24 protein-coding genes are annotated in these 21,118 nt (G+C 42.6%); 15 read left to right on the top strand and 9 right to left on the bottom strand.

Features of this window, described 5'->3' with window-relative positions; translation table 11 throughout:
- Positions 1-144: 144 nt before the first annotated feature.
- From icd to nlpD, 10 genes are all read left to right on the top strand, one after another.
- Positions 145-1,392, top strand: a complete 1,248-nt coding sequence (gene icd / locus KPF51_RS09230; protein ID WP_005757808.1) for an NADP-dependent isocitrate dehydrogenase — start codon at positions 145-147, stop codon at positions 1,390-1,392.
- Between the two features lie 156 nt (positions 1,393-1,548).
- Entirely contained in the window at positions 1,549-1,827 is a 279-nt protein-coding gene (gene ftsB / locus KPF51_RS09225; protein WP_005718421.1) for a cell division protein FtsB, read from the top strand.
- The gene (gene ispD / locus KPF51_RS09220; RefSeq protein WP_061406349.1) at positions 1,827-2,543 is read left to right on the top strand and encodes a 2-C-methyl-D-erythritol 4-phosphate cytidylyltransferase; all 717 of its coding nucleotides are present in this window, start codon (positions 1,827-1,829) and stop codon (positions 2,541-2,543) included. The genes ftsB and ispD overlap by 1 nt, the downstream gene beginning before the upstream one ends.
- A gap of 8 nt (positions 2,544-2,551) precedes the next feature.
- Positions 2,552-3,028 carry a 2-C-methyl-D-erythritol 2,4-cyclodiphosphate synthase gene (gene ispF / locus KPF51_RS09215; RefSeq protein WP_005724470.1) on the top strand — a complete coding sequence of 159 codons (477 nt, stop codon included), beginning with the start codon at positions 2,552-2,554 and terminating at the stop codon, positions 3,026-3,028.
- Positions 3,028-4,035 carry a tRNA pseudouridine(13) synthase TruD gene (gene truD / locus KPF51_RS09210; protein ID WP_005724471.1) on the top strand — a complete coding sequence of 336 codons (1,008 nt, stop codon included), beginning with the start codon at positions 3,028-3,030 and terminating at the stop codon, positions 4,033-4,035. The genes ispF and truD overlap by 1 nt, the downstream gene beginning before the upstream one ends.
- A 29-nt stretch (positions 4,036-4,064) precedes the next feature.
- On the top strand, positions 4,065-4,583 hold the full coding sequence (locus KPF51_RS09205) for a tetratricopeptide repeat protein (RefSeq protein ID WP_005724472.1): 519 nt from the start codon (positions 4,065-4,067) through the stop codon (positions 4,581-4,583).
- 71 nt (positions 4,584-4,654) lie between these two features.
- Complete coding sequence (gene surE / locus KPF51_RS09200) at positions 4,655-5,395, top strand: 5'/3'-nucleotidase SurE (RefSeq protein WP_005724474.1); 741 nt, start codon at positions 4,655-4,657, stop codon at positions 5,393-5,395.
- 39 nt (positions 5,396-5,434) lie between these two features.
- Positions 5,435-6,010: a YqaA family protein gene (locus KPF51_RS09195; RefSeq protein WP_005724475.1), complete on the top strand. Its 576-nt coding sequence runs from the start codon at positions 5,435-5,437 to the stop codon at positions 6,008-6,010.
- 13 nt (positions 6,011-6,023) lie between these two features.
- A complete protein-coding gene (locus KPF51_RS09190) occupies positions 6,024-6,185 on the top strand; it encodes a hypothetical protein (RefSeq protein ID WP_005724476.1) in 162 nt (53 codons plus the stop codon).
- Between the two features lie 37 nt (positions 6,186-6,222).
- Positions 6,223-7,626 carry a murein hydrolase activator NlpD gene (gene nlpD / locus KPF51_RS09185; RefSeq protein WP_061406350.1) on the top strand — a complete coding sequence of 468 codons (1,404 nt, stop codon included), beginning with the start codon at positions 6,223-6,225 and terminating at the stop codon, positions 7,624-7,626.
- Between the two features lie 66 nt (positions 7,627-7,692).
- On the opposite strand, the gene dtd is transcribed toward nlpD, so the two are convergent.
- The 4 genes from dtd to KPF51_RS09165 all read right to left on the bottom strand — a co-directional run bounded on the left by dtd (position 7,693) and on the right by KPF51_RS09165 (position 10,272).
- Positions 7,693-8,127 carry a D-aminoacyl-tRNA deacylase gene (gene dtd / locus KPF51_RS09180; RefSeq protein WP_061406351.1) on the bottom strand — a complete coding sequence of 145 codons (435 nt, stop codon included), beginning with the start codon at positions 8,125-8,127 and terminating at the stop codon, positions 7,693-7,695.
- Positions 8,124-9,074: a virulence factor BrkB family protein gene (locus tag KPF51_RS09175; protein WP_005735753.1), complete on the bottom strand. Its 951-nt coding sequence runs from the start codon at positions 9,072-9,074 to the stop codon at positions 8,124-8,126. Before KPF51_RS09175 ends, dtd begins: the two co-directional genes overlap by 4 nt.
- Entirely contained in the window at positions 9,071-9,544 is a 474-nt protein-coding gene (locus KPF51_RS09170; RefSeq protein ID WP_005724480.1) for a YchJ family protein, read from the bottom strand. Before KPF51_RS09170 ends, KPF51_RS09175 begins: the two co-directional genes overlap by 4 nt.
- A gap of 95 nt (positions 9,545-9,639) precedes the next feature.
- Entirely contained in the window at positions 9,640-10,272 is a 633-nt protein-coding gene (locus KPF51_RS09165; RefSeq protein WP_005724481.1) for a LysE/ArgO family amino acid transporter, read from the bottom strand.
- Between the two features lie 103 nt (positions 10,273-10,375).
- On the opposite strand from KPF51_RS09165, the gene rpe reads away from it, so the two are divergent.
- From rpe to KPF51_RS09145, 4 genes are all read left to right on the top strand, one after another.
- Positions 10,376-11,044: a ribulose-phosphate 3-epimerase gene (gene rpe / locus KPF51_RS09160; protein WP_005718449.1), complete on the top strand. Its 669-nt coding sequence runs from the start codon at positions 10,376-10,378 to the stop codon at positions 11,042-11,044.
- 31 nt (positions 11,045-11,075) lie between these two features.
- Positions 11,076-11,750 (top strand): phosphoglycolate phosphatase, encoded by a 675-nt coding sequence (locus KPF51_RS09155; protein WP_005724482.1) that lies wholly within the window; start codon positions 11,076-11,078, stop codon positions 11,748-11,750.
- A 9-nt stretch (positions 11,751-11,759) separates the two neighbouring features.
- Complete coding sequence (gene trpS, locus KPF51_RS09150; RefSeq protein WP_005724484.1) at positions 11,760-12,761, top strand: tryptophan--tRNA ligase; 1,002 nt, start codon at positions 11,760-11,762, stop codon at positions 12,759-12,761.
- Positions 12,762-12,859: 98 nt separating this feature from the next.
- A complete protein-coding gene (locus KPF51_RS09145; RefSeq protein ID WP_010907260.1) occupies positions 12,860-13,495 on the top strand; it encodes a hypothetical protein in 636 nt (211 codons plus the stop codon).
- A 67-nt stretch (positions 13,496-13,562) separates the two neighbouring features.
- On the opposite strand, the gene ilvA is transcribed toward KPF51_RS09145, so the two are convergent.
- The 5 genes from ilvA to ilvG form a co-directional block, all read right to left on the bottom strand.
- Entirely contained in the window at positions 13,563-15,104 is a 1,542-nt protein-coding gene (gene ilvA, locus KPF51_RS09140; RefSeq protein ID WP_005718461.1) for a threonine ammonia-lyase, biosynthetic, read from the bottom strand.
- Between the two features lie 109 nt (positions 15,105-15,213).
- Positions 15,214-17,049 carry a dihydroxy-acid dehydratase gene (gene ilvD / locus KPF51_RS09135; protein ID WP_061406352.1) on the bottom strand — a complete coding sequence of 612 codons (1,836 nt, stop codon included), beginning with the start codon at positions 17,047-17,049 and terminating at the stop codon, positions 15,214-15,216.
- Positions 17,050-17,308: 259 nt separating this feature from the next.
- Complete coding sequence (locus KPF51_RS09130) at positions 17,309-18,001, bottom strand: aspartate/glutamate racemase family protein (RefSeq protein ID WP_005724490.1); 693 nt, start codon at positions 17,999-18,001, stop codon at positions 17,309-17,311.
- A gap of 18 nt (positions 18,002-18,019) precedes the next feature.
- A complete protein-coding gene (gene ilvM, locus KPF51_RS09125) occupies positions 18,020-18,250 on the bottom strand; it encodes an acetolactate synthase 2 small subunit (RefSeq protein ID WP_005718478.1) in 231 nt (76 codons plus the stop codon).
- Positions 18,251-18,287: 37 nt separating this feature from the next.
- Positions 18,288-19,937, bottom strand: a complete 1,650-nt coding sequence (gene ilvG, locus KPF51_RS09120) for an acetolactate synthase 2 catalytic subunit (protein WP_005724491.1) — start codon at positions 19,935-19,937, stop codon at positions 18,288-18,290.
- Positions 19,938-20,296: 359 nt separating this feature from the next.
- Here ilvG and KPF51_RS09115 point away from each other — a divergent pair, with 359 nt between their 5' ends.
- Positions 20,297-21,115: a Cof-type HAD-IIB family hydrolase gene (locus KPF51_RS09115; RefSeq protein ID WP_211599560.1), complete on the top strand. Its 819-nt coding sequence runs from the start codon at positions 20,297-20,299 to the stop codon at positions 21,113-21,115.
- Positions 21,116-21,118: the final 3 nt, after the last annotated feature.

Raw genomic sequence — 21,118 nt, 5'->3', positions numbered from 1 at the left:
AAAGAAATTTTTTAACAAAAATTTAATAAATGCTTGCGAACTTGCGCCAGTTCCAATAGTTTTGTAAGGATAATCTCATGTCATCACGTAGATTACTGTCGAACAACTATCCTACCACAGGCAAGAAAATAAGGAAGAAATGATATGCAATCAAAAGTCGTTATCCCACAAGGTGAAAAAATTCAACTGGATGCCAAAGGAGCATTAATTGTACCTGATCATCCGATTATCCCCTTTATTGAAGGCGATGGTATTGGTGTGGACGTTACGCCCGCGATGCGCACAGTCATTGATGCGGCGGTGGAAAAAGCCTATGGCGGCAAACGTAAAATTTCGTGGATGGAAATCTATGCTGGTGGTAAAGCAAATGAGGTCTATGGCGAAAATACTTGGTTACCCGATGAAACCATGACATTTATCCGTGATTATCATGTGGCGATTAAAGGACCGCTTATGACGCCAGTCGGTGGTGGCATTCGTTCCTTGAATGTGGCGATGCGTCAAGGCTTAGATTTATATAATTGCTTACGTCCAATTCGTTATTATGACGGTACCCCAAGTCCTGTTAAACACCCTGAATTAGTGGACATGGTGATTTTCCGTGAAAACTCCGAAGATATTTATGCGGGTGTAGAATGGGTGGCAGGATCTGCCGAAGCGAATAAAGTGATTGCGTTTTTACAACAAGAAATGGGAGTGAAAAAAATCCGTTTCACTGAAGATTGTGGCATTGGTATCAAACCAGTTTCTAAACAAGGGACGCAGCGTTTAGTTCGTGCGGCACTACAATATGTGATTGATAATGATCGCAAATCGCTTACTCTAGTGCACAAAGGGAACATCATGAAATTTACCGAAGGCGCATTCAAAGAGTGGGGTTATCAAGTGGCGCAAGAGTTTGGTGCCGAATTGCTAGATGGTGGTCCATGGATGACATTAAAAAATCCAAAAACAGGCAGAGAAATCATTATTAAAGACAGCATTGCCGATGCGTTTTTACAAGAAATTCTGCTTCACCCAACGGAGTACGATGTGATTGCGACTTTAAACCTAAACGGGGATTACATTTCTGACGCGTTAGCCGCGCAGGTGGGGGGGATCGGGATTTCACCGGGGGCGAATATTGGTGCAGAAGCTGCGATTTTTGAAGCCACCCACGGCACCGCACCAAAAATTGCAGGACAAGATAAAGGTAATCCGGGTTCTTTGATTTTGAGTGGTGAAATGATGTTACGTCACTTAGGTTGGTTGGAAGCGGCGGATTTAGTGGTCAAAGCAGTATCGAAAACCATTGCTGATAAAACCGTTACCTTTGATTTTGCTGAAATGTTAGAAGGTGCCACATTACGTTCCACTTCGGAATTTGCTCAAGATATTGTAGCGAATATGTAAGTCTTACATTGATAAAATCTCCCCATGATTCTGCGGAATGATGGGGTTTTCTTTTCTTTACGGGGGAAAAATTTACCTTAATTTGCCTGATAAGTGCGGTATTTTTTCTGATTTCACGGTAAACTAAAGACTTTATGATTAACGGGCAGAACTACGATGCGTTTATTTATTTTTTTATTAGTCGCTGTGTTATTGCTATTCCAATATGATTTTTGGTTTGGTAAGAATGGCTATTTGGATTACAAACGAACCGCACAGCAAATTGCTCAACATAAACAAGAAAACGAAAAACTGTCACAACGTAATCAAGTAGTGGCAGCAGAAATTAAAGATTTAAAACAAGGGGTAGAAGCTATCGAAGAACGTGCCAGATTCCAGCATGATATGGTGAAACCCGATGAAATTTTTTATCACATTGTTAAAGAGCAGAAATAATGACAACGCCGATTGCTAAATCTACACGTCGTATTGTTGCTGTTGTGCCTGCGGCGGGCATAGGTAGCCGCATGCAAATGGATAAACCGAAGCAGTATCTGCACATTCATGGCAAAACGATCTTAGAACATACTTTATCTGTGCTGTTAGGTTATCCGTTAATTGAAAAAATTATTTTAGCGGTGGCAGCAAACGATCCCTATATTTCCACTTGCCCTTTATTAACACACCCGAAAATTCAGCTGGTCGAAGGGGGCAGCAGTCGTGCTGACTCGGTGCTCAATGGGCTTAACGCAGTCAAAAGTGCGGTACAAAATAGTGAAGATTTTTGGGTGATGGTGCATGATGCGGCACGCCCTTGTTTAACACATCAAGATTTAGATAAATTGGTGCAAGTGGAAGATCAAAACGGGGCGATTCTGGCTATTCCCGCCACCGATACCATTAAACGTGCTTTACACAATCAGCAAATTCATTATACCGAAGATCGCTCGCAACTTTGGCTAGCGCAGACGCCACAATTTTTTCCCATAGCAACCTTAGCACAAGCCTTAGAACAGGCATTGGTGCAAGGTTTACAGGTGACGGATGAAGCCTCTGCCATGGAATTTGCTGGATTCCGACCGCACTTAGTAGCAGGGCGTAGCGATAATATTAAAGTGACCCGTCCAGAAGATTTCGCGTTAGCAGAATTTTATTTAAGCAGAACAAAATAGGAAAAAAGATGATACGAATTGGTCATGGTTTTGATGTACACGCCTTTGGTGGCGAAGGTCCAATCATTATTGGCGGCGTGGCAATTCCTTATGAAAAGGGGTTACTTGCTCATTCTGATGGTGATGTGGCATTACATGCTTTAACCGATGCGCTACTTGGTGCGGTCGCATTAGGTGATATTGGCAAACTGTTCCCAGATACTGACATGCAATACAAAGGTGCAGATAGCCGTGGGTTATTGCGCGAAGCTTACGCACAAGTGCAAGCCAAAGGTTACAAAGTGAGTAATGTAGATGTCACTATCATCGCACAAGCCCCGAAAATGCGTCCGCATATTGATGCGATGCGAGCGGCAATTGCCGAAGATTTAGCCTGTGATATTGAACAAGTGAACGTGAAAGCGACCACCAGTGAACGTTTAGGCTTTACCGGACGCGGTGAAGGCATTGCCTGTGAAGCTGTGGCGTTAGTGGTGAAAAGTTAATGGAACTGGCTTATTTACATACTCGTCCAGAGCAATACGCACGTTTGAAAGCCGAATGTGCGGATTTTATTGTCAAAGAAAACCTCGGTTATGAAATGTCTGGTGACGGAGAATTTGTGGCGGTAAAAGTACGCAAAACGGATTGCAACACGCTGTTTGTCGGTGAAAAACTCGCCCAATTCGTCGGTATTTCTGAACGTAATATGGGTTATGCGGGCTTAAAAGATCGCAAAGCCGTGACAGAGCAATGGTTCTGCTTACACATGCCGGGGCAACCCACACCTGATTTCCGCTCATTCCAGTTAGAGGGGGTCGATATCCTCGAAGTGACGCGCCATCATCGCAAAATCCGTACGGGGAGTCTTGAGGGGAATCATTTTGAGATTTTGCTACGTGGTGCAAAAGAGACCGATGAACTCAACGTGCGTTTAAACAATATTAAACAATGTGGTTTTCCAAACTATTTTACCGAGCAGCGTTTTGGGCGCGATGGGCATAACCTGACGCAAGCCTTACGTTGGGCACAAGGTGAAATTAACGTCAAAGATCGCAAAAAACGCAGTTTTTATCTTTCCGCTGCACGCAGTGAAGTCTTCAATCTTGTCGTATCAGAACGCATTGCATTACAGCTTGCGCAACAAGTACTACGTGGCGATATGTTACAACTACAAGGCTCACACAGTTGGTTTCAAGCCGACGAAAAAGAAGATCTGAATGCCTTACAAGCCCGTTTAGAACAACAAGATATTTTACTCACGGCACCGCTAATTGGTGAGCAAAATCCTCCTGCCACTGACATCGAAAATCAATTGGTTGAACAACATCAAGCCTTGTTAACCCTGATGGCGAAAGAACGTATGAAAGCTGCTCGTCGCCCAATGTTAATGCAAGCGCAAGCGTTGCAATGGGCATTTGTTACAGAAGGACTTAAACTTGCCTTCTACTTACCCGCGGGCAGTTATGCCACTGCCTTGGTGAGAGAAGTGGTGAATGTGCAAGAAGATTAATTTCAACCCAGCATTTAAAAGGAATGGCTATGCAAAGATGGATCAAAACACTGCTCAGTATTATGTTGCTTGTGAGTACAATGAATGTCTTCGCTCAACGAGAAGAAGACCCGGTTTTTGAACAAGGTGTTGAAGCCTATAAACGCGGTGATCATGCTACTGCGTTTAAACTTTGGCTATCACGAGCCGAGCAAGGGGAGATGAGCGCTCAATTTAATGTGGGGAGAATGTACGACGATGGTGACGGTGTTGAACAAGACAAGCAACAAGCTTTGAAATGGTATCAAAAATCCGCTGAGCAAAATCACCCCGATGCACAGTATCATTTAGGGCTGATGTACAGTGAAGGCGACGGCATTGCACAAGACTTTAAACAAGCCTACAAATGGTATAGTCAAGCTGCCGTACAGGGCGATGCGCGTGCGCTCTATAATTTAGGTACACTCTATGCGAATGGCGAAGGAATCGAACGTGATTGGGACAGAGCGAAAATGTATTTTAAACAAGCTTGCAAAGCGGGTTTGCCAGAAGGGTGTGATTGGGAGTAAAACGTTTCTAAAAAACACCGCACTTTAAACAAACGCATTCAAAGCATATAACAAAGAATAAGGACAACACCATGAAAATTCTTCTCAGCAACGACGATGGGATTCACGCTGAAGGCATTCAAATACTGGCTCGTGAGTTACGTAAATTTGCTGATGTCACACTTGTCGCCCCTGACCGTAATCGCAGTGCAGCGTCCAGTTCTTTAACATTAGTTGAACCATTACGTCCCTTACGCTTGCCGAATGGGGATTATTGCCTCAATGGCACCCCCGCCGATTGCGTCTATCTAGCATTAAATGGGTTTTTATCTGGACAAGTGGATTTGGTGGTGTCGGGGATCAATGCGGGCGTGAATTTGGGGGATGATGTGATTTATTCAGGCACCGTCGCTGCGGCATTAGAAGGGCGTTATTTAGGGTTGCCTGCGATTGCGGTTTCTCTTGATGGACGTCAACATTATGAGAGCGCGGCGCGTGTGGTTTGTGAGTTAATTCCTCGATTGCATGGACAAATTTTACAACGGCGTGAAATTCTCAATATTAATGTCCCGGATATTCCTTATGAAGAGATTAAAGGAGTGAAAGTGTGTCATTTAGGTTATCGTGCAGCTGCCGCAGAGGTGGTGAAGCAACAAGATCCACGAGGTGAGGCGATTTATTGGGTTGGACCGGCGGGCTTAGCGGAAAATGAACAAGAAGGTACAGACTTTCATGCAGTGAAAAATGGCTATGTCGCGATTACGCCAATTCAAGCAGATATGACCGCTTATCATTCATTGCAATCTTTACAAGATTGGTTAGAAAGTGAATAATAATCCGTTTTTTATTCTTTATGATGAGGAAGGTGCGCGTTGAAAATTTTTGGTGCGATGTATGATAAAACGATGGCTTGGTCAAAGCATCGTTATGCCACATTTTTTTTAGCGTTGACGAGTTTTATTGAGGCGATTTTTTTCCCGATTCCGCCGGATGTGATGTTGATTCCCATGTCAATGTCTCAACCACAACGTGCCTTGAAACTGGCGTTTTATACGGCAGTTGCTTCTGTATTAGGTGGTGTGATTGGTTATGGTTTAGGCTATTATGCCGTTGATTTTGTGCAACATTATGTTCAGCAATTTGGTTACCAACAACATTGGGAAACTGCGATTTCATGGTTTGAGAAATGGGGTATCTTAGTGGTTTTTGTGGCAGGTTTTTCGCCGATTCCTTATAAGGTTTTCACCATTTGTGCAGGTGTGATGCAAATGCTGTTTCTCCCATTTGTGCTGACGGCATTTATTTCGCGTGCAGCACGTTTTATTTTGGTCGCAAAACTTGCTGCATGGGGTGGCGAAAAATTTGCGGATAAGTTGCGCCGTTCTATTGAATTGATTGGTTGGTCTGTCGTGCTGATTGCCGTTATCGCGTATTTAATTTTAAGATAAGGTAAAGTAAAAAATGAATAAATTACTTTTCTTGTTGTCTATGCTTTTAGTGTTAAGTGCTTGTACAACAAACATTCAAGATGAAAATGCATTAAGCCCGGGGATCATGGAGGCCGTGGCTGGCACTGGAGCTGTTGAGGGTGGCAGTTGGTTACCTGAAATAATAAAACATTAATTTAAGTATTCAGAGATAAGAAAGAGGAAACTAGCAAATGAAAAAGCCGTTTTTACTGTTGCCAATCAGTGTTGCCGTATTGGCTGCCTGTAGTTCAAATACGCCTGCGCCGGTAGAGAGTGCAGATGGCAGTTTATCGCCGGGGATGATGCAACCCGTTGATGCATCAAGTGGTGGCACATGGGAGCCACAAATTCAACAACAAAATACCATGCCAGCGGGAATGGATCAGTCCGTCTATTCTCCTTCTACCTCGCAACCAAGTTTGCCAGTAAGCCATCAACCAACGCCACCGACATCATCTTCTTTCGATATTCCGCGTAAACCGGTCACCGGCGAACCAGATTACAGCAAAATTGCCAGAGGCTCTTATCAAGGTGAAAGCTATACGGTGCGTAAGGGCGACAGTATGTATTTGATTTCTTACATTTCCGGTTTAAGTATCAAAGAGATCGCCGCGTTAAATAATCTATCAGAGCCTTATACTTTAGCGACGGGACAAGTGTTAAAACTGTCGAATAAAGTGTCAACAACCTCTACCATGTCACCTTCAACCGCGGTAGGAGAGGTAGGTACAAATGTAAAGCCGACAACACAACATTTTGAGATCCCGCGTAATCCAGCGGATAACCGCCCAGATTATAGCAAGATCGATAAAGGTTTTTATAAAGGGGAAACTTACACGGTGCGTAAAGGCGATACAATGTACCTCATCGCCTATATTTCAGGCTTAGATGTCAAAGAATTGGCATCATTAAACAATATGTCTGAACCTTATCGTCTAAGTGTTGGGCAAACCTTACGTGTGTCGAATGGACGTGTGGCAAGCACCTCTTCACAACCAGTGACACAACCTGTGACGGTACCCGTTTCACAACCGAAGAGCAATGAAGTAACCTATACCCCGGGTCCACATGGTACACAATACGGTTCGGATGGTACTATCATTGGACCAATTAAATCAGGTGTCAGTTCCGCCCCTGTTCCAGCCCAACCTGAACCAGTGGTTAAGCCTGTTGAAAGCACGTCTGTACCTGTGCCAAGCACGAGCAGTAAACACATGGTTTCGAATGTAACTTGGCAATGGCCAACCAAAGGCAATATTGTACAAGGCTTTTCAACCGCAGACGGTGGTAATAAAGGGATTGATATTGCTGGCTCACGTGGTCAAGCGGTGAATGCCGCCGCCGCAGGCAGAGTGGTTTATGCGGGTAATGCATTACGTGGTTATGGCAACTTAATTATCATTAAACACAATGATGACTATTTAAGTGCCTATGCTCACAATGAAAGTATTTTAGTCAAAGATCAGCAAGAAGTTCGTGCGGGTCAACAGATTGCCAAAATGGGTAGCTCTGGTACCAATAGTGTCAAACTTCACTTTGAAATTCGCTATAAAGGCAAATCAGTTGATCCAACCCGTTATTTACCAAAACGTTAATTCTCTGACGTTTTGACGTCACAATAGTGAAGAACTGCATCGGATATCCGATGCAGTTTTTTTTATTTATATTTCTAACCAGAACGTGACAGGACCATCATTGGTTAGGCTGACTTGCATATCTGCGGCAAATTGCCCACTGAAAGTTGGAATTTTTTCACCGCACTTTTTGACCACATAGTCGTATAATGCTTCTGCCATATCAGGGCTTGCGCCACGCGAAAAACTTGGACGCAACCCTTTTTGTGTATCAGCTGCTAGGGTAAATTGTGAAACGACTAATACTTGTCCCTTGACTTGTTGCACATTTAAATTCATTTTGCCTTCTGCATCGCTAAACACACGATAATTCAGCATTTTCTCAATCAAGCGATCTGCTTTGACGTGGTCATCGTCTTTTTGCACACCCAGTAGCACCAATAAGCCATGCCCAATTTCGCCTACTGTTTGCTTATCCACGTCCACTTTCGCTTGGCTGACACGTTGAATTAATGCAATCATCCTTGTTTCTCCAATCGTTGTTTTTGCTGAGTTATTTCTGTTTTGAGTGTTTGTTCTGTTTTTTCCATTTTTTGTTGTAACGCGGGTTCGTGTGTATCTGCTGCGACAAGCTCTTCAACACGGATTTTACCTTGCGTACATAAGGTGTAATCGGCAAGCACAGATGCTAATTGTGCGCCAATTAGAATGACGACCCAGCTTAATTGAATCCACAATAGCATGATGGGTAAGGTTGCCATTGCACCATAAATCAGTTGATAGGACGGGAAGGTGGTGACATACCAAAGGAAAGCTTGTTTCCCTAATGTGAAGAATACGGCTGCGACGAGTGCACCGATGGCAGAGTGCATAATTTTGACTTTTTTATTCGGGACGACCGTGTAAATCAAGGTGAAAATTAACCAAGTTAAAAAGAACGGCACAAAACTCAATATTTTCAAACCGAATGGCAAGGAAATATTTTCATTCAACATAGCAGCAATGTAAGAACTTACACCGATACTTGCCCCAATTAATAATGGACCTAAAGTCAAAATGAGCCAATAAATAGCAAATGAAAAAACGAGGGGGCGAATAGTCGTATCATGCCAAATCGAATTGAGCGTACGATCAATGGAGTTAATCAGCATTAATGCCACCACGACCAAACTGATCACACCAACTGCGCTCATTTGTTTAGAGTTACTCACGAACTCATCAATATATTGTCCGACCATATCACTGGCTTGTGGTGCAAAGTTATTGAAAATAAAACCTTTTAATTCATCAGTAACTTCATTAAAAACCGGAAAGGCGGAGAAGACTGAAAAGACGACCATGACTAACGGAACCAAGGCGAGCATAGTGCTGTAAGTTAAGTAGCCAGCTGCTTGGCTTAATTTGTTTTGTTGAAAACGAAGCCAAAATAATCTTAAAAAAAGTCCAGCGTTTTTTAAAACGTTGTTCACAGTAAACCTCCACAACAATGTTTAAATTTTTTATTTGAGCCACACAGGCAAGGTTGTTTCATATTCGGTAATGTCACCGTGGGATCGACAAAATACCAACGTTGTGCAATGTTCACAAATAAAGAGATTTCATGATGCACTTGTGTTTGATTTTGTTGAACAAAGAAAGCCTTAAATTCGACTTGGCTATGTGTTTTAGACAGGGAGACATGTTGCAAAATATCGAGTCCCACCCAAGTTGTCTTGTCCGCCCAGTCTTGTAATGCGGCGACGGGCAACAACGCTTGTTGATTTGGCACAGTAGTTTGCACAATGTAATCAATATTTTTCAAGGCATACGCGGCATAACGGGAACGCATCAATAACATCGCATTAGCAGGAAATTGTTGCTGTTGATGATATGGTTGACAACAGGCTTGATAGGGTTGTCCCGATTGACAAGGACAAAGTGCGGTTAATTTTTCAGTCATTTTTACAGAGTCATCGTTATTTCAAGCTAAACTTATTTCCAAACGCTCTTTTTACTTGAATAATGTTTTATTCAATCAGTTGAAGCGTTTTATCTTTACACTGTGGGGAATAAAGTGATGCCATAATGTATCAAGCTAATTGCGATTGCCCACATAATTACCCCAATCACCAAATCCAAAATTCGCCATGTTACTGGTCGTTGGAAAAATCGGCTTAATAAGCGTGCGCCATAGCCCAAGCTAAAAAACCAAAGAGCCGATACTAACAAGGCACCAACCAGAAAAAACAGCTTCTCGTCAAAAGCAAGTGTGCCGGCAATACCACCAATAATGACCACAGTATCTAAATAGACATGTGGATTTAACAGCGTAATCAGTAGGGTAGCAATGATCGCATGTAAAGTGGTTTGTGGTTGTTTATCCGCTTTTGCTAATTGTAATGACGCGTTGCCTCGATAAGCAGATAAAAAGGCTTTTAAACCATAAATCAATAAAAAACCACCTCCGACAAAGGCTAAGGCGACAGTTGCCATAGTGCTTTGGCTGATTAGGGAACCTAATCCCAATACCCCTAAGGAAATTAATACAATATCGCAGAAAAAACAGGTTAAAATCACAGCCAGAATATTCTGTTTAAGTAATCCCTGTTTTAATACAAAGGCATTTTGCGCCCCAATGGCGATAATCAACCCTGCCGTCACAAAAAAGCCTTGTAAAAGGTGTTCCATAAAGAATTTCCTTAATAATTCAAACATAAAGTAGTACACTAAACGCAATATTTTCTCTTTGCAAGTGTTTAATTTAACAACTTGTTTACCAGTGAGGTCAATGATGAAACCCTATTTAATTGCCCCTTCAATCTTATCTGCGGATTTAGCCCGCTTAGGCGAAGATGTTGAGCAAGTATTAACGTGCGGTGCAGATGTGATTCACTTTGATGTAATGGATAATCATTATGTGCCTAATTTAACCTTTGGTCCTGCCATTTGTCAGGCATTACGTCATTATGGTATTACAGCACCGATTGATGTGCATTTAATGGTCAAGCCAGTGGATCGTCTTATTCCTGATTTTGCGAAAGCCGGTGCCAACTATATTACTTTTCATCCTGAAGCCACGGAGCATATTGATCGTTCTTTACAACTGATTCGGGATTGTGGTTGTAAATCAGGTTTAGTCTTCAATCCAGCCACGCCATTAAGCTATTTAGACTATGTAATGGATAAAGTGGATGTCATTTTACTTATGTCAGTCAATCCGGGTTTTGGTGGACAATCTTTTATTCCTAGCACCTTAGATAAATTACGCGAAGCTCGTCAGCGTATTGACGAAAGTGGTTTTGACATTCGTTTAGAAGTGGACGGTGGCGTAAAAGTTAGCAATATTGCGGATATCGCAAGAGCGGGTGCGGATATGTTTGTGGCGGGATCGGCGATTTTTGATCAGCCAGATTACCAAAAAGTGATCGATGAAATGCGTCAACAATTGGCGACAGTATAATAACTAACTTAATAGAAAGTGCGGTATAAAAATGACACAGTTTAAACTCATTGGTTTTGATCTCGATGGCACCTTAGTCAACAGCTTGCCTGACTTGGCGCTATCGGTAAATTCTGCTTTTGCGGAGTTTGATTTACCCCAAGCACCAGAAGACTTGGTGCTGACTTGGATTGGTAACGGTGCGGATATTTTAATTGCGCGTGCTCTGGCATGGGCGAAGGCTCAAACGGGGAAAACCCTGAATGATGAACAAATTAAAGCGCTTAAGCGACGTTTTGGGTTTTATTATGGTGAAAACCTGTGCAACTTGAGTGTACTGTATCCAAATGTTAAATCCACTTTAGAAACGTTGAAACAAAAAGGCTATCTTTTAGCAGTGGTGACGAATAAGCCAACCAAACATGTGCAACCGGTTTTGCAAGCCTTTGGTATTGATCACTTATTCAGCGAACTTTTAGGTGGACAATCTCTGCCCGCGATTAAACCTCACCCCGCACCGCTGTATTATTTATGTGGTAAATTTGGTTTATACCCAAAACAGGTGCTCTTTGTGGGGGATTCCAAAAATGATATTTTAGCCGCACATACTGCGGGTTGTGCTGTGGTTGGCTTAACCTACGGCTATAACTACAATATTCCCATAGCAGAATCCAAACCAGATTGGGTGTTTGATGATTTTGCACAGATTTTGACGATTTTAGAATAAGGAACAACGATGAGTAAACCTGTTGTATTAAGTGGCGTACAGCCTTCTGGCGAACTGACGATTGGCAATTATCTTGGCGCATTACGCCAATGGGTCAAGATGCAAGATGATTATGAATGCTTATTTTGTATTGTTGATTTACACGCTATTACTGTCCGTCAAGATCCTGAAAGCTTACGCAAAGCCACCCTTGATGTGTTAGCGTTATATTTAGCCTGTGGCATTGATCCGGAAAAAAGCACTATTTTTATCCAATCCCATGTGCCAGAACATACACAACTGGCTTGGGTGCTTAACTGTTACACCTATTTTGGTGAAATGGGGCGCATGACCCAATTTAAAGATAAATCGGCGCGCCATGCGGAAAATATCAACGTCGGCTTATTTACTTACCCCGTGTTGATGGCGGCAGATATTTTGTTATATCAAGCTAACCAAGTGCCTGTAGGGGAAGACCAAAAACAACATTTGGAAATTACTCGTGATATCGCTAATCGTTTTAACGCACTATATGGCGATTTATTTGCGGTACCAGAACCCTTTATTCCTAAAGCAGGCGCGCGCGTGATGTCATTGCTTGAGCCTGAAAAGAAAATGTCGAAATCAGATGAAAACCGCAATAACGTGATCGGCTTATTGGAAGATCCGAAAGCTGTCGCGAAGAAAATCAAACGTGCGGTAACTGACTCTGATGAGCCTCCAGTAGTCCGTTATGATGTGCAAAACAAAGCAGGCGTATCGAACTTGTTAGATATTCTTTCTGGTGTCACTGGTAAATCTATCGCGGAATTAGAAGCGGAGTTTGAAGGCAAAATGTATGGGCATTTAAAAGGGACTGTGGCGGATGAAGTCTCCGCGATGCTCACCATCTTACAAGAACGTTTCCACCACTTCCGCAACAACGAAGCACTCCTTAACGACATTGCTCGTGAAGGTGCACAAAAAGCACGTGAACGTGCTAAAGCCACCTTAGATGCCGTTTACCAAGCTGTGGGTTTTGTGTCTTTGTAATCTCATTTCAGTTCCCTTTAGAGTACGCTAGAGGGAACTTCTTTTCTTAAACTTAATCTAAGTTTCCACGATTATTCATATTAAAAAAGGAAAGTGCGGTGAAATTTTTAAGCGTTTTATTATGTTCTGTGTTGTGTTATTTGCCCACGGCTTGGGCGAATGTGGATTTGAATATTAAATACAGTTCAAACTATTTAATGCCAGCTTATGTGCATTTTAAAGCAGACGGTGCGCAATATGCCGTGGATGCGAAGATTAATGTGCCTTTGTATAATATTCAATTTTTATCTACCGGCACGCAAGATGCTAAGCAATTTAATATGGTGGACTATCAAGATATACGGAATGGCAAGCCTTATGCCACATCAAAAATTCAAGCCGATAGCATTGAATATGGCAAAGTCAAAAATGGTTTAACGAAAAAAGCATTGGCATTGCCGACTTTTGATTTGTTTACTATGGCATTTCAATTAAGTTATTACGATAAATTACCGATCAATTTTCAAATCACCAATGGTAAAAAGCTTTATCCCATGCATAATGTGTTTGTGAAGAAAAGCGAAGCAAAAGTGAAAGTGGATAAGCAAGAAGCCGTACAGATTACTTATCAATTTAAAACCGGTGATAAAGATATCGTGGTCAAAAAATTGGCGGGTGAACAATTCCCACGTTTTATTTCCTATAATCGCGATGGGGATAACTACGAATTAGAGTTTAGTGGGTTTGTGAAATAACACATGTAACAAAGGTTGCAAAGCGTATTAAAAAGTGCGGTCAAAATAACCGCACTTTTTTCTTGGTTTACACTAAGAAATAACGATAGGCAGGGCTTTCAGTCACGTCTTGATAGACATAACCCAGTTTTTCCAAATGCTGATTAAAGGCGTCGAGATCTTCATCATTTAATTGGAAGCCGGCAAGCACGTTACCATAGTCTGCCCCGTGCGCACGATAATGGAACACGGAAATATTCCAATGTGTTTGCCCCAAAGTTTCGAGGAATTTTAATAAGGCACCTTTTTGTTCTGGGAATTCAAAACTGTATAAACGCTCTTTTAAGGGACTGTTTGAACGTCCGCCAATCATATAGCGTACATGCGTTTTGGCGATATCATCATTAGACAAATCAATTAAATCATAACCATTTTGTTGTAATTGATTGATGATCGTTTGTTTTTCTTCTTGCCCTGTAATGCGTACCCCCACGAAAATACAAGCTTGTTTGTCGTCGGCATAACGGTATTTAAATTCAGTAACAGGGACATGACCTAAAATATGGCAGAATTTTAAGAAACTCCCTGGTTGTTCAGGAATGGTCACGGCTAAAAGGGCTTCGTGCTGTTCACCAATTTCACAACGCTCTGACACATAACGTAAGGTATGGAAATTTAAATTGGCACCAGATAATACATTCACTAAGGTTTCACCTTGAATATTGTGCTCTTTCACGTATTTTTTTAAACCAGCAAGCGATAATGCCCCCGACGGTTCAGCAATGGCGCGCACATTCTCAAAAATATCTTTGACCGCAGCGCAGATTTCATCACCATCTACTAACACCACATCATCAATATATTGCTGACAAACGCGGAAAGTCTCATCGCCAATACGTTTCACTGCGACCCCGTCAGCAAATAAGCCAACGCGATCTAAATCAATGGGCTTACCTGCTTTGAGAGCACGATACAAGCACGCGGAATCTTTCGACTCAACCCCAATTACTTTGATTTCGGGCATTAATTGTTTAATTAATACAGCAATGCCTGCGGCTAAGCCACCGCCACCAACAGGGACAAAAATGCGGTCGATTTGGCTGTTTTGTTGTAACAATTCCATGGCAATCGAGCCTTGCCCTGCAATCACCGCGGGGTGATCAAAAGGTGGAATGAATGTCATATTTTTGCTTTCCGCCAGCTCAATCGCTTTGGCTTTGGCTTCATCGAAATTGGCGCCATGTAATAGCACTTCACCACCAAATCCACGCACGGCATCGACTTTGATACTTGGGGTGTTTTGTGGCATCACGATTAAGGCACGCAAGCCAAGATGTTTGGCAGACAGCGCCACGCCTTGTGCATGGTTTCCCGCTGAGGCGGCAATCACGCCCGAGGCTTTTTGTTCGGCACTTAATCCAGCAATCATGGCATACGCACCACGCAGTTTGAAACTGTGTACGGGTTGGCGATCTTCACGTTTGATAAACACTTTATTACCTAAACGTTCAGACAGTTTTGCCATGTCTTGAAGCGGAGTTACTTGCGCCACGTCATAGACTTTAGAACTCAACACGGCTTTGAGGTATTCTGCACCTGTTGGGTGAGCTGAATGGAGGTTATTGACCATAGAGGTTGTCCGTTATTTTTTTAAATTTTCTTGTTTCAGCAAGAAAAAAATCGTAATCAATTTATCAATGAGAAAACGGTGGGCAAGCTTACCCACCCGACTTAAAGATTTAAATTTTGGTTTTATCTCTTACCGCGCCTTTATCTGCCGAGGTCGCAAAATGACCATATACTTTCAATGCAAAGGACACTTCACGTTGTCGGTTTACAGGTTGCCAACCCAGTTTGTCTTGTTCTGCTCGGCGCTGAGCGAGTTCTTCTTCCGCGACACACAATTGAATGGATCGATTTGGAATATCAATTTCAATCTTATCACCGTCTTTTACTAAGCCAATTAATCCACCCGCAGCGGCTTCTGGTGAGCAATGCCCAATAGATAACCCCGATGTCCCGCCAGAGAAACGCCCGTCTGTTAATAAGGCACAGGCTTTACCTAAGCCCATGGATTTTAAATAACTGGTGGGATACAGCATTTCTTGCATACCCGGTCCGCCTTTTGGTCCTTCGTAGCGAATCACGACCACATGACCTGCTTGTACTTTGCCACCTAAAATCCCTGCCACCGCATCTTCTTGGCTTTCAAACACAATGGCATTACCGGTGAATTTTAAAATGCTCTCATCTACCCCAGCGGTTTTCACAATACAACCGTCCATCGCTAAGTTGCCTGATAACATGGCAAGCCCGCCATCTTGGCTATAGGCAAATGTTTTACTACGAATACAGCCATTTTCACGATCATCATCCACCGTATCCCAACGGCAATCTTGTGAAAAAGCTTCGGTCGTACGAATCCCCGCAGGGCCTGCACGGAAGAATTTGTGTACGGCTTCGTCTTTAGTGAGCACAATGTCATATTTGGCAATTTGCTCAGCGAGACTCATGCCTAATACTGTGCGAGTATCGTTATGTAATAAATTGGCACGATCTAATTCCCCTAAAATTGCCATAATACCTCCCGCACGGTGTACATCTTCCATGTGGTATTTTTGTGTATTTGGCGCGACTTTGCTTAAACAAGGCACTTGACGTGATAGGCGATCAATATCGGCCATGGTGAAATCCACTTCCGCTTCTTGTGCCGCGGCTAATAAATGCAAGACGGTATTGGTTGACCCGCCCATGGCAATATCTAAGCTCATGGCATTTTCAAAGGCCTTTTTGTTGGCGATAGAACGAGGTAAGACGCTGTCATCCTCTTGTTCATAATAACGTTTGCACAATTCGACCACTTGTTTCCCCGCATCAAGGAACAGTTGTTTACGATCTGCGTGGGTTGCAAGGCAGGATCCGTTGCCCGGCAGACTTAAGCCAAGGGCTTCTGTTAAGCAGTTCATTGAATTTGCGGTAAACATACCCGAGCAAGAGCCACAGGTTGGACAAGCAGAACGTTCGATCTGGGCGCTGTCTTCGTCTGATACATTTGGGTTGGCACCTTGGATCATTGCATCTACTAAATCCAGTTTGATGATTTTATCAGACAGTTTCGTTTTGCCCGCTTCCATCGGTCCGCCCGAGACAAACACACAAGGAATATTCAAGCGTAACGCAGCCATGAGCATCCCTGGGGTGATTTTGTCGCAGTTAGAAATACACACCATGGCATCGGCACAGTGTGCATTGACCATATATTCCACACTATCGGCAATTAAATCACGACTTGGTAAAGAATAGAGCATCCCACCATGCCCCATGGCAATCCCATCATCCACCGCAATGGTATTAAACTCTTTCGCCACCCCACCGGCTTTTTCAATTTCACGGGCGACAAGTTGCCCCATGTCTTTTAAATGCACATGACCGGGCACAAATTGGGTAAAGGAGTTGACGACGGCAATAATCGGTTTACCAAAGTCGTTTTCTTTCATTCCCGTGGCACGCCACAAGGCACGGGCACCCGCCATATTACGACCCTGTGTACTGGTCGCTGAACGTAATTTAGGCATAATCTCTCCAAGTACAGTAAGTAGGTATGATGGCTCATCTTTCTGTAACAATGAGCCAATTTGTCTGTTGTATGTTAATAGTTATCTTTAAGCGTCTTTATGCGCTCAATGACCTCAAATAAAGGGCTAAAATCGTTAAATCCTAAAAAGCTCGAACAAAATCAATATTCCACCAATATTGACTAAGTATTAATAAAAAATGTGTATCACTTTCTCTATAGGCGCAACGATGTGTCCTCTTTGCTCGGTTGATCAGAAATTATTCCGTCAGAATAAATTCAGCTGCAGCCTGTGCATGTAATGTTGTTGTATCGAAAAATGGCAGTGTTGCGTCTTGTTGATTAATCAATAAGCCAATTTCGGTACAACCTAAAATCACACCTTGGGCACCTTGTTTGGCTAAGTCATTAATGACATCAAGATAAAATTGTTTCGATTCAGATTTGATTTGTCCGACACAAAGTTCTGTAAAAATAATACGATGAATTTCTTGTTGCTGTTTCTGGTTTGGCACAAGAGGCGTAATACCATGATGCAGTAAAAGATCACGATAAAACGGATCTTGCATTGTAAATTGCGTGCCTAATAACGCGACTTGCGTCAAATTTTTTACTTTAATGGCTTTTGCTGTGGCATCAATAATATGGAGAAAAGGCACATCAATTACGTCAATAATTTGTGGTGCAACTTTGTGCATAGTATTGGTGGCTAATAAAATCCCTTCGGCACCTATTTGTGTCAATTTTTTTGCCGCAGTGGCTAGTATTTCCCCCGCCTTATGCCATTCACCTTGTTTCTGTAAACATACAATTTGTTCAAATTCCACATTAACCATCACTAATGGTGCGCTGTGATTTCCACTTTTGGCTTGGTTAATTAACTGGTTGATTAAACGGTAATAAGTCACTGTGCTTTCAGGCGACATACCGCCGATAATACCGAGAGTTTTCATGCTCGTCCTCTTATATTTTTATGCACGTACTTGATGAATAGCTAACACATCGTACACTTTACTTAATTGATTCGTCAGTAAAGCGAAAGCGCGGTCACTTTTCACAGTAAAATCAATGTTGGCTTGTTCGCCTTGTGCAGTCATATTCATCGCGACGACATAAAAACCACGATGACGAATCACACGTAAAATACGTTCTAGGGTTTCAGGACGTTGATTAACGTCGAGGGTGAATTGATAGGTTTGCATAATCTTTCCTTAAAATTTCGTCAAAACAGACCGCACTTTACATTTGTTCAACCATATCAAGGTTGCAGGCATTCGGTGGTACCAATGGCCAAACGTTTTCATTACTAGAAATACACACATGTAAGAAATACGCTTCTTTGCTCGCTAATAAACGATCGAGTGCACCTTCCACTTCTTCGCCTTTGGTGATGCGTTCGCCTTGAATACCGAACGCAGCGGCAAGCATCACGAAATCGGGGTTGTCATCTAAAATCGTATTACTAAATCTGGCGTTGAAGAACAGCTCTTGCCACTGACGAACCATGCCTAAACGTTGATTGTCTAACAACACAATTTTCACCGGTGTTTTTCCGCGTTTGAAGGTGCCTAATTCTTGAATATTCATCATGATAGAGCCATCGCCAGAAATTAAGATCACCTCATCGTCAGGACGGGCTTTTTTCGCGCCAATTGCTGCTGGCAAACCAAAGCCCATGGTGCCGTAACCGGCTGAGGTAATGTAGTTTTCAGGAGCATAATGTTGCATATGCTGGGCTGACCACATTTGATGCTGTCCAACATCGGTGGTAATCACCGCACTTTGTGGTTTCTTCTTTGATAAGGAATTCAGCAACCATAACGGATTAATAAAGGTATCCCCTTGGTTTGTCGAGTAACAAAAATCGTGTGTTTGCTTGAGTTGTTTGATATGTGCTTGCCACTCAGCAATGTTCAACGGGACGCTTAGGGCATTGAAAGCCTGAACAATATCCCCACACAATGCCACATCTGGACGACGTAATTTCCCGATTTCAGCCATATCAATATCGGCATGGATCACTTTGGCATGGGGGGCAAACGTATCCAGCTTACCTGTTACACGATCATCAAAGCGTGCACCAAATGCCAATAATAAATCACATTCTTGCACCGCATAGTTTGCGGCTTTGGTGCCGTGCATACCAATCATGCCCATATAATAAGGATTATCCGGGTGAACTGAACCTAAACCTTTTAGGGTGGACACACTTGGCATTTGCGTTACTGCAAGAAACTCACGCAACGCTGGTACGGCTTGCGCCATACCTACACCGCCCCCGACATACAGCACGGGGCGTTTTGCTTGTTTGAGTAACGTAAGTGCATCTGTTAAATGCGCTTGTGAAAGTGCGGTGGGTTTTGCCACAGAATAAGTGAACGGCGTGACATCGGTTGGGGCAATTTGGATGTCTTTTGGAATATCGATCAAAACTGGACCCGGACGTCCACTGGCAGCAATTTCAAAGGCTTTAGCAATCACGTCTGGCAATTCTTCGATGCTTTGCACTAAAAAGCTGTGTTTGGTACAAGCAAGAGATAAACCGAGCACATCTGCTTCTTGGAACGCATCCGTACCGATCAAGGGAGAAGCCACTTGCCCAGTGATCGCAACAACCGGAATCGAATCCATTAAAGCATCCCCTAAGCCTGTGATCAGGTTTGCTGCACCCGGACCAGAAGTGGCGATACACACGCCAACTTTGCCACTTGAACGTGCATAGCCAATGGCTGCCATCGCTGCACCTTGCTCATTACGACACAATAAATGTTCTATGCCCGCATCATACAGCGCATCATAAACTGGCATAATCGCCCCACCGGGATAGCCAAAAACGGTGGTTACGCCATGTGTTTTCAAACTCTCGGTTACTAATCTTGCCCCATTCATCTTTATCACCCTTGCATAATTGGTAAGTAAAAAAAACCCTCATCTGCTATCAGACGAGGGTTAAATTTGATCTTCTTTGTTTATTGACAGTCAAACATTAACGCGCTCGCCCCGCAGTGATAATAATCACCACGAGGTTAATAATAATGCTAAGTACAGGGCGTAATGCCATAACGTCAATTCCAAATCGTTGAGTATGTTGTTGTGTGTTTTATATTCATATCATATTTTTTTTTTAGCGCAAACTTTTTTTTTACAAAATGTTAAAAAATATGAAAACGTTTTCGTTATGTGTTTTTCCAGAATGCCAACTCAGGTTATGGTATGATAGGCAAAACAGTTAGACAGTAGGATGGTATATGTCATTTTTTCCTTTCCGTGCCATTGTTTCCGATTTAGATGGTACCTTATTAAATGCTCACCATATGATCGGTGACTTTACGATTCAAACATTACAACAGCTTGCTGCCAAAGGGATCGATATTATGTTGGCAACGGGGCGTAACCACACGGATTTGTTACCAATTTTAAAAAAAGTGAATATTGAAAAGGCGGTAATGATTACGTCCAATGGCGCAAGAGCACAGGATTTACAAGGCAATTTGTTAGTGCGTGATTATTTACCTGAACAAATTGCTTTTGACATTATGAATTTGGATTTTGATCGCCAACGTGTGTGTGTCAGTGCGTATCAAGGGGATGACTGGTTTATTAATATTGATGTGCCACAACTGCGTAAATATCATCAAGATTCAGGCTTTATGTATGAGGTGGTGGATTTTACACAGCACCATGGTCGTGAAACAGAGAAAGTCTTTTTTATCGGACGTGAACCGCAAGATCTTGTCAGCTTAGAGCAACACTTACAAGCTAACTATGCGGATACCACCAGTATTACTTATTCCACGCCGGTGTGTTTAGAAATAATGAATAAAAATGTCTCAAAAGCGAGTGCACTTGAAAAAGTGTTAGCCGATCGGGATTATGACTTACAACATTGCTTGGCTTTTGGTGATGGGATGAACGATGTGCAAATGCTCAGTCGCGTTGGTAAAGGTTGTGTAATGGGCAATGCCGATCCTCGATTAAAAGAGGCGTGCCCACATCTCGAAGTAATTGGCATGAATGCACAAGAATCAGTGGCAAATTATATTCGTACTATATTTGATATTGAATGAGTA

The organism is Pasteurella sp. XG20 (assembly GCF_018968665.1).
GTDB classification, from domain to species: Bacteria; Pseudomonadota; Gammaproteobacteria; order Enterobacterales; family Pasteurellaceae; genus Pasteurella; species Pasteurella multocida.
The sequence above is the reverse complement of the archived record's forward strand: the minus strand, read 5'-3'. Positions and strand labels throughout refer to the sequence as shown.

Coding starts and splice junctions, on each gene's coding strand:
- icd (WP_005757808.1), top strand. CDS start 145: ATGCAATCAAAAGTCGTTATCCCACAAGGTGAAAAAATTCAACTGGAT.
- ftsB (WP_005718421.1), top strand. CDS start 1,549: ATGCGTTTATTTATTTTTTTATTAGTCGCTGTGTTATTGCTATTCCAA.
- ispD (WP_061406349.1), top strand. CDS start 1,827: ATGACAACGCCGATTGCTAAATCTACACGTCGTATTGTTGCTGTTGTG.
- ispF (WP_005724470.1), top strand. CDS start 2,552: ATGATACGAATTGGTCATGGTTTTGATGTACACGCCTTTGGTGGCGAA.
- truD (WP_005724471.1), top strand. CDS start 3,028: ATGGAACTGGCTTATTTACATACTCGTCCAGAGCAATACGCACGTTTG.
- KPF51_RS09205 (WP_005724472.1), top strand. CDS start 4,065: ATGCAAAGATGGATCAAAACACTGCTCAGTATTATGTTGCTTGTGAGT.
- surE (WP_005724474.1), top strand. CDS start 4,655: ATGAAAATTCTTCTCAGCAACGACGATGGGATTCACGCTGAAGGCATT.
- KPF51_RS09190 (WP_005724476.1), top strand. CDS start 6,024: ATGAATAAATTACTTTTCTTGTTGTCTATGCTTTTAGTGTTAAGTGCT.
- nlpD (WP_061406350.1), top strand. CDS start 6,223: ATGAAAAAGCCGTTTTTACTGTTGCCAATCAGTGTTGCCGTATTGGCT.
- dtd (WP_061406351.1), bottom strand. CDS start 8,127: ATGATTGCATTAATTCAACGTGTCAGCCAAGCGAAAGTGGACGTGGAT.
- KPF51_RS09170 (WP_005724480.1), bottom strand. CDS start 9,544: ATGACTGAAAAATTAACCGCACTTTGTCCTTGTCAATCGGGACAACCC.
- KPF51_RS09165 (WP_005724481.1), bottom strand. CDS start 10,272: ATGGAACACCTTTTACAAGGCTTTTTTGTGACGGCAGGGTTGATTATC.
- rpe (WP_005718449.1), top strand. CDS start 10,376: ATGAAACCCTATTTAATTGCCCCTTCAATCTTATCTGCGGATTTAGCC.
- KPF51_RS09155 (WP_005724482.1), top strand. CDS start 11,076: ATGACACAGTTTAAACTCATTGGTTTTGATCTCGATGGCACCTTAGTC.
- trpS (WP_005724484.1), top strand. CDS start 11,760: ATGAGTAAACCTGTTGTATTAAGTGGCGTACAGCCTTCTGGCGAACTG.
- ilvA (WP_005718461.1), bottom strand. CDS start 15,104: ATGGTCAATAACCTCCATTCAGCTCACCCAACAGGTGCAGAATACCTC.
- ilvD (WP_061406352.1), bottom strand. CDS start 17,049: ATGCCTAAATTACGTTCAGCGACCAGTACACAGGGTCGTAATATGGCG.
- KPF51_RS09130 (WP_005724490.1), bottom strand. CDS start 18,001: ATGAAAACTCTCGGTATTATCGGCGGTATGTCGCCTGAAAGCACAGTG.
- ilvM (WP_005718478.1), bottom strand. CDS start 18,250: ATGCAAACCTATCAATTCACCCTCGACGTTAATCAACGTCCTGAAACC.
- ilvG (WP_005724491.1), bottom strand. CDS start 19,937: ATGAATGGGGCAAGATTAGTAACCGAGAGTTTGAAAACACATGGCGTA.
- KPF51_RS09115 (WP_211599560.1), top strand. CDS start 20,297: ATGTCATTTTTTCCTTTCCGTGCCATTGTTTCCGATTTAGATGGTACC.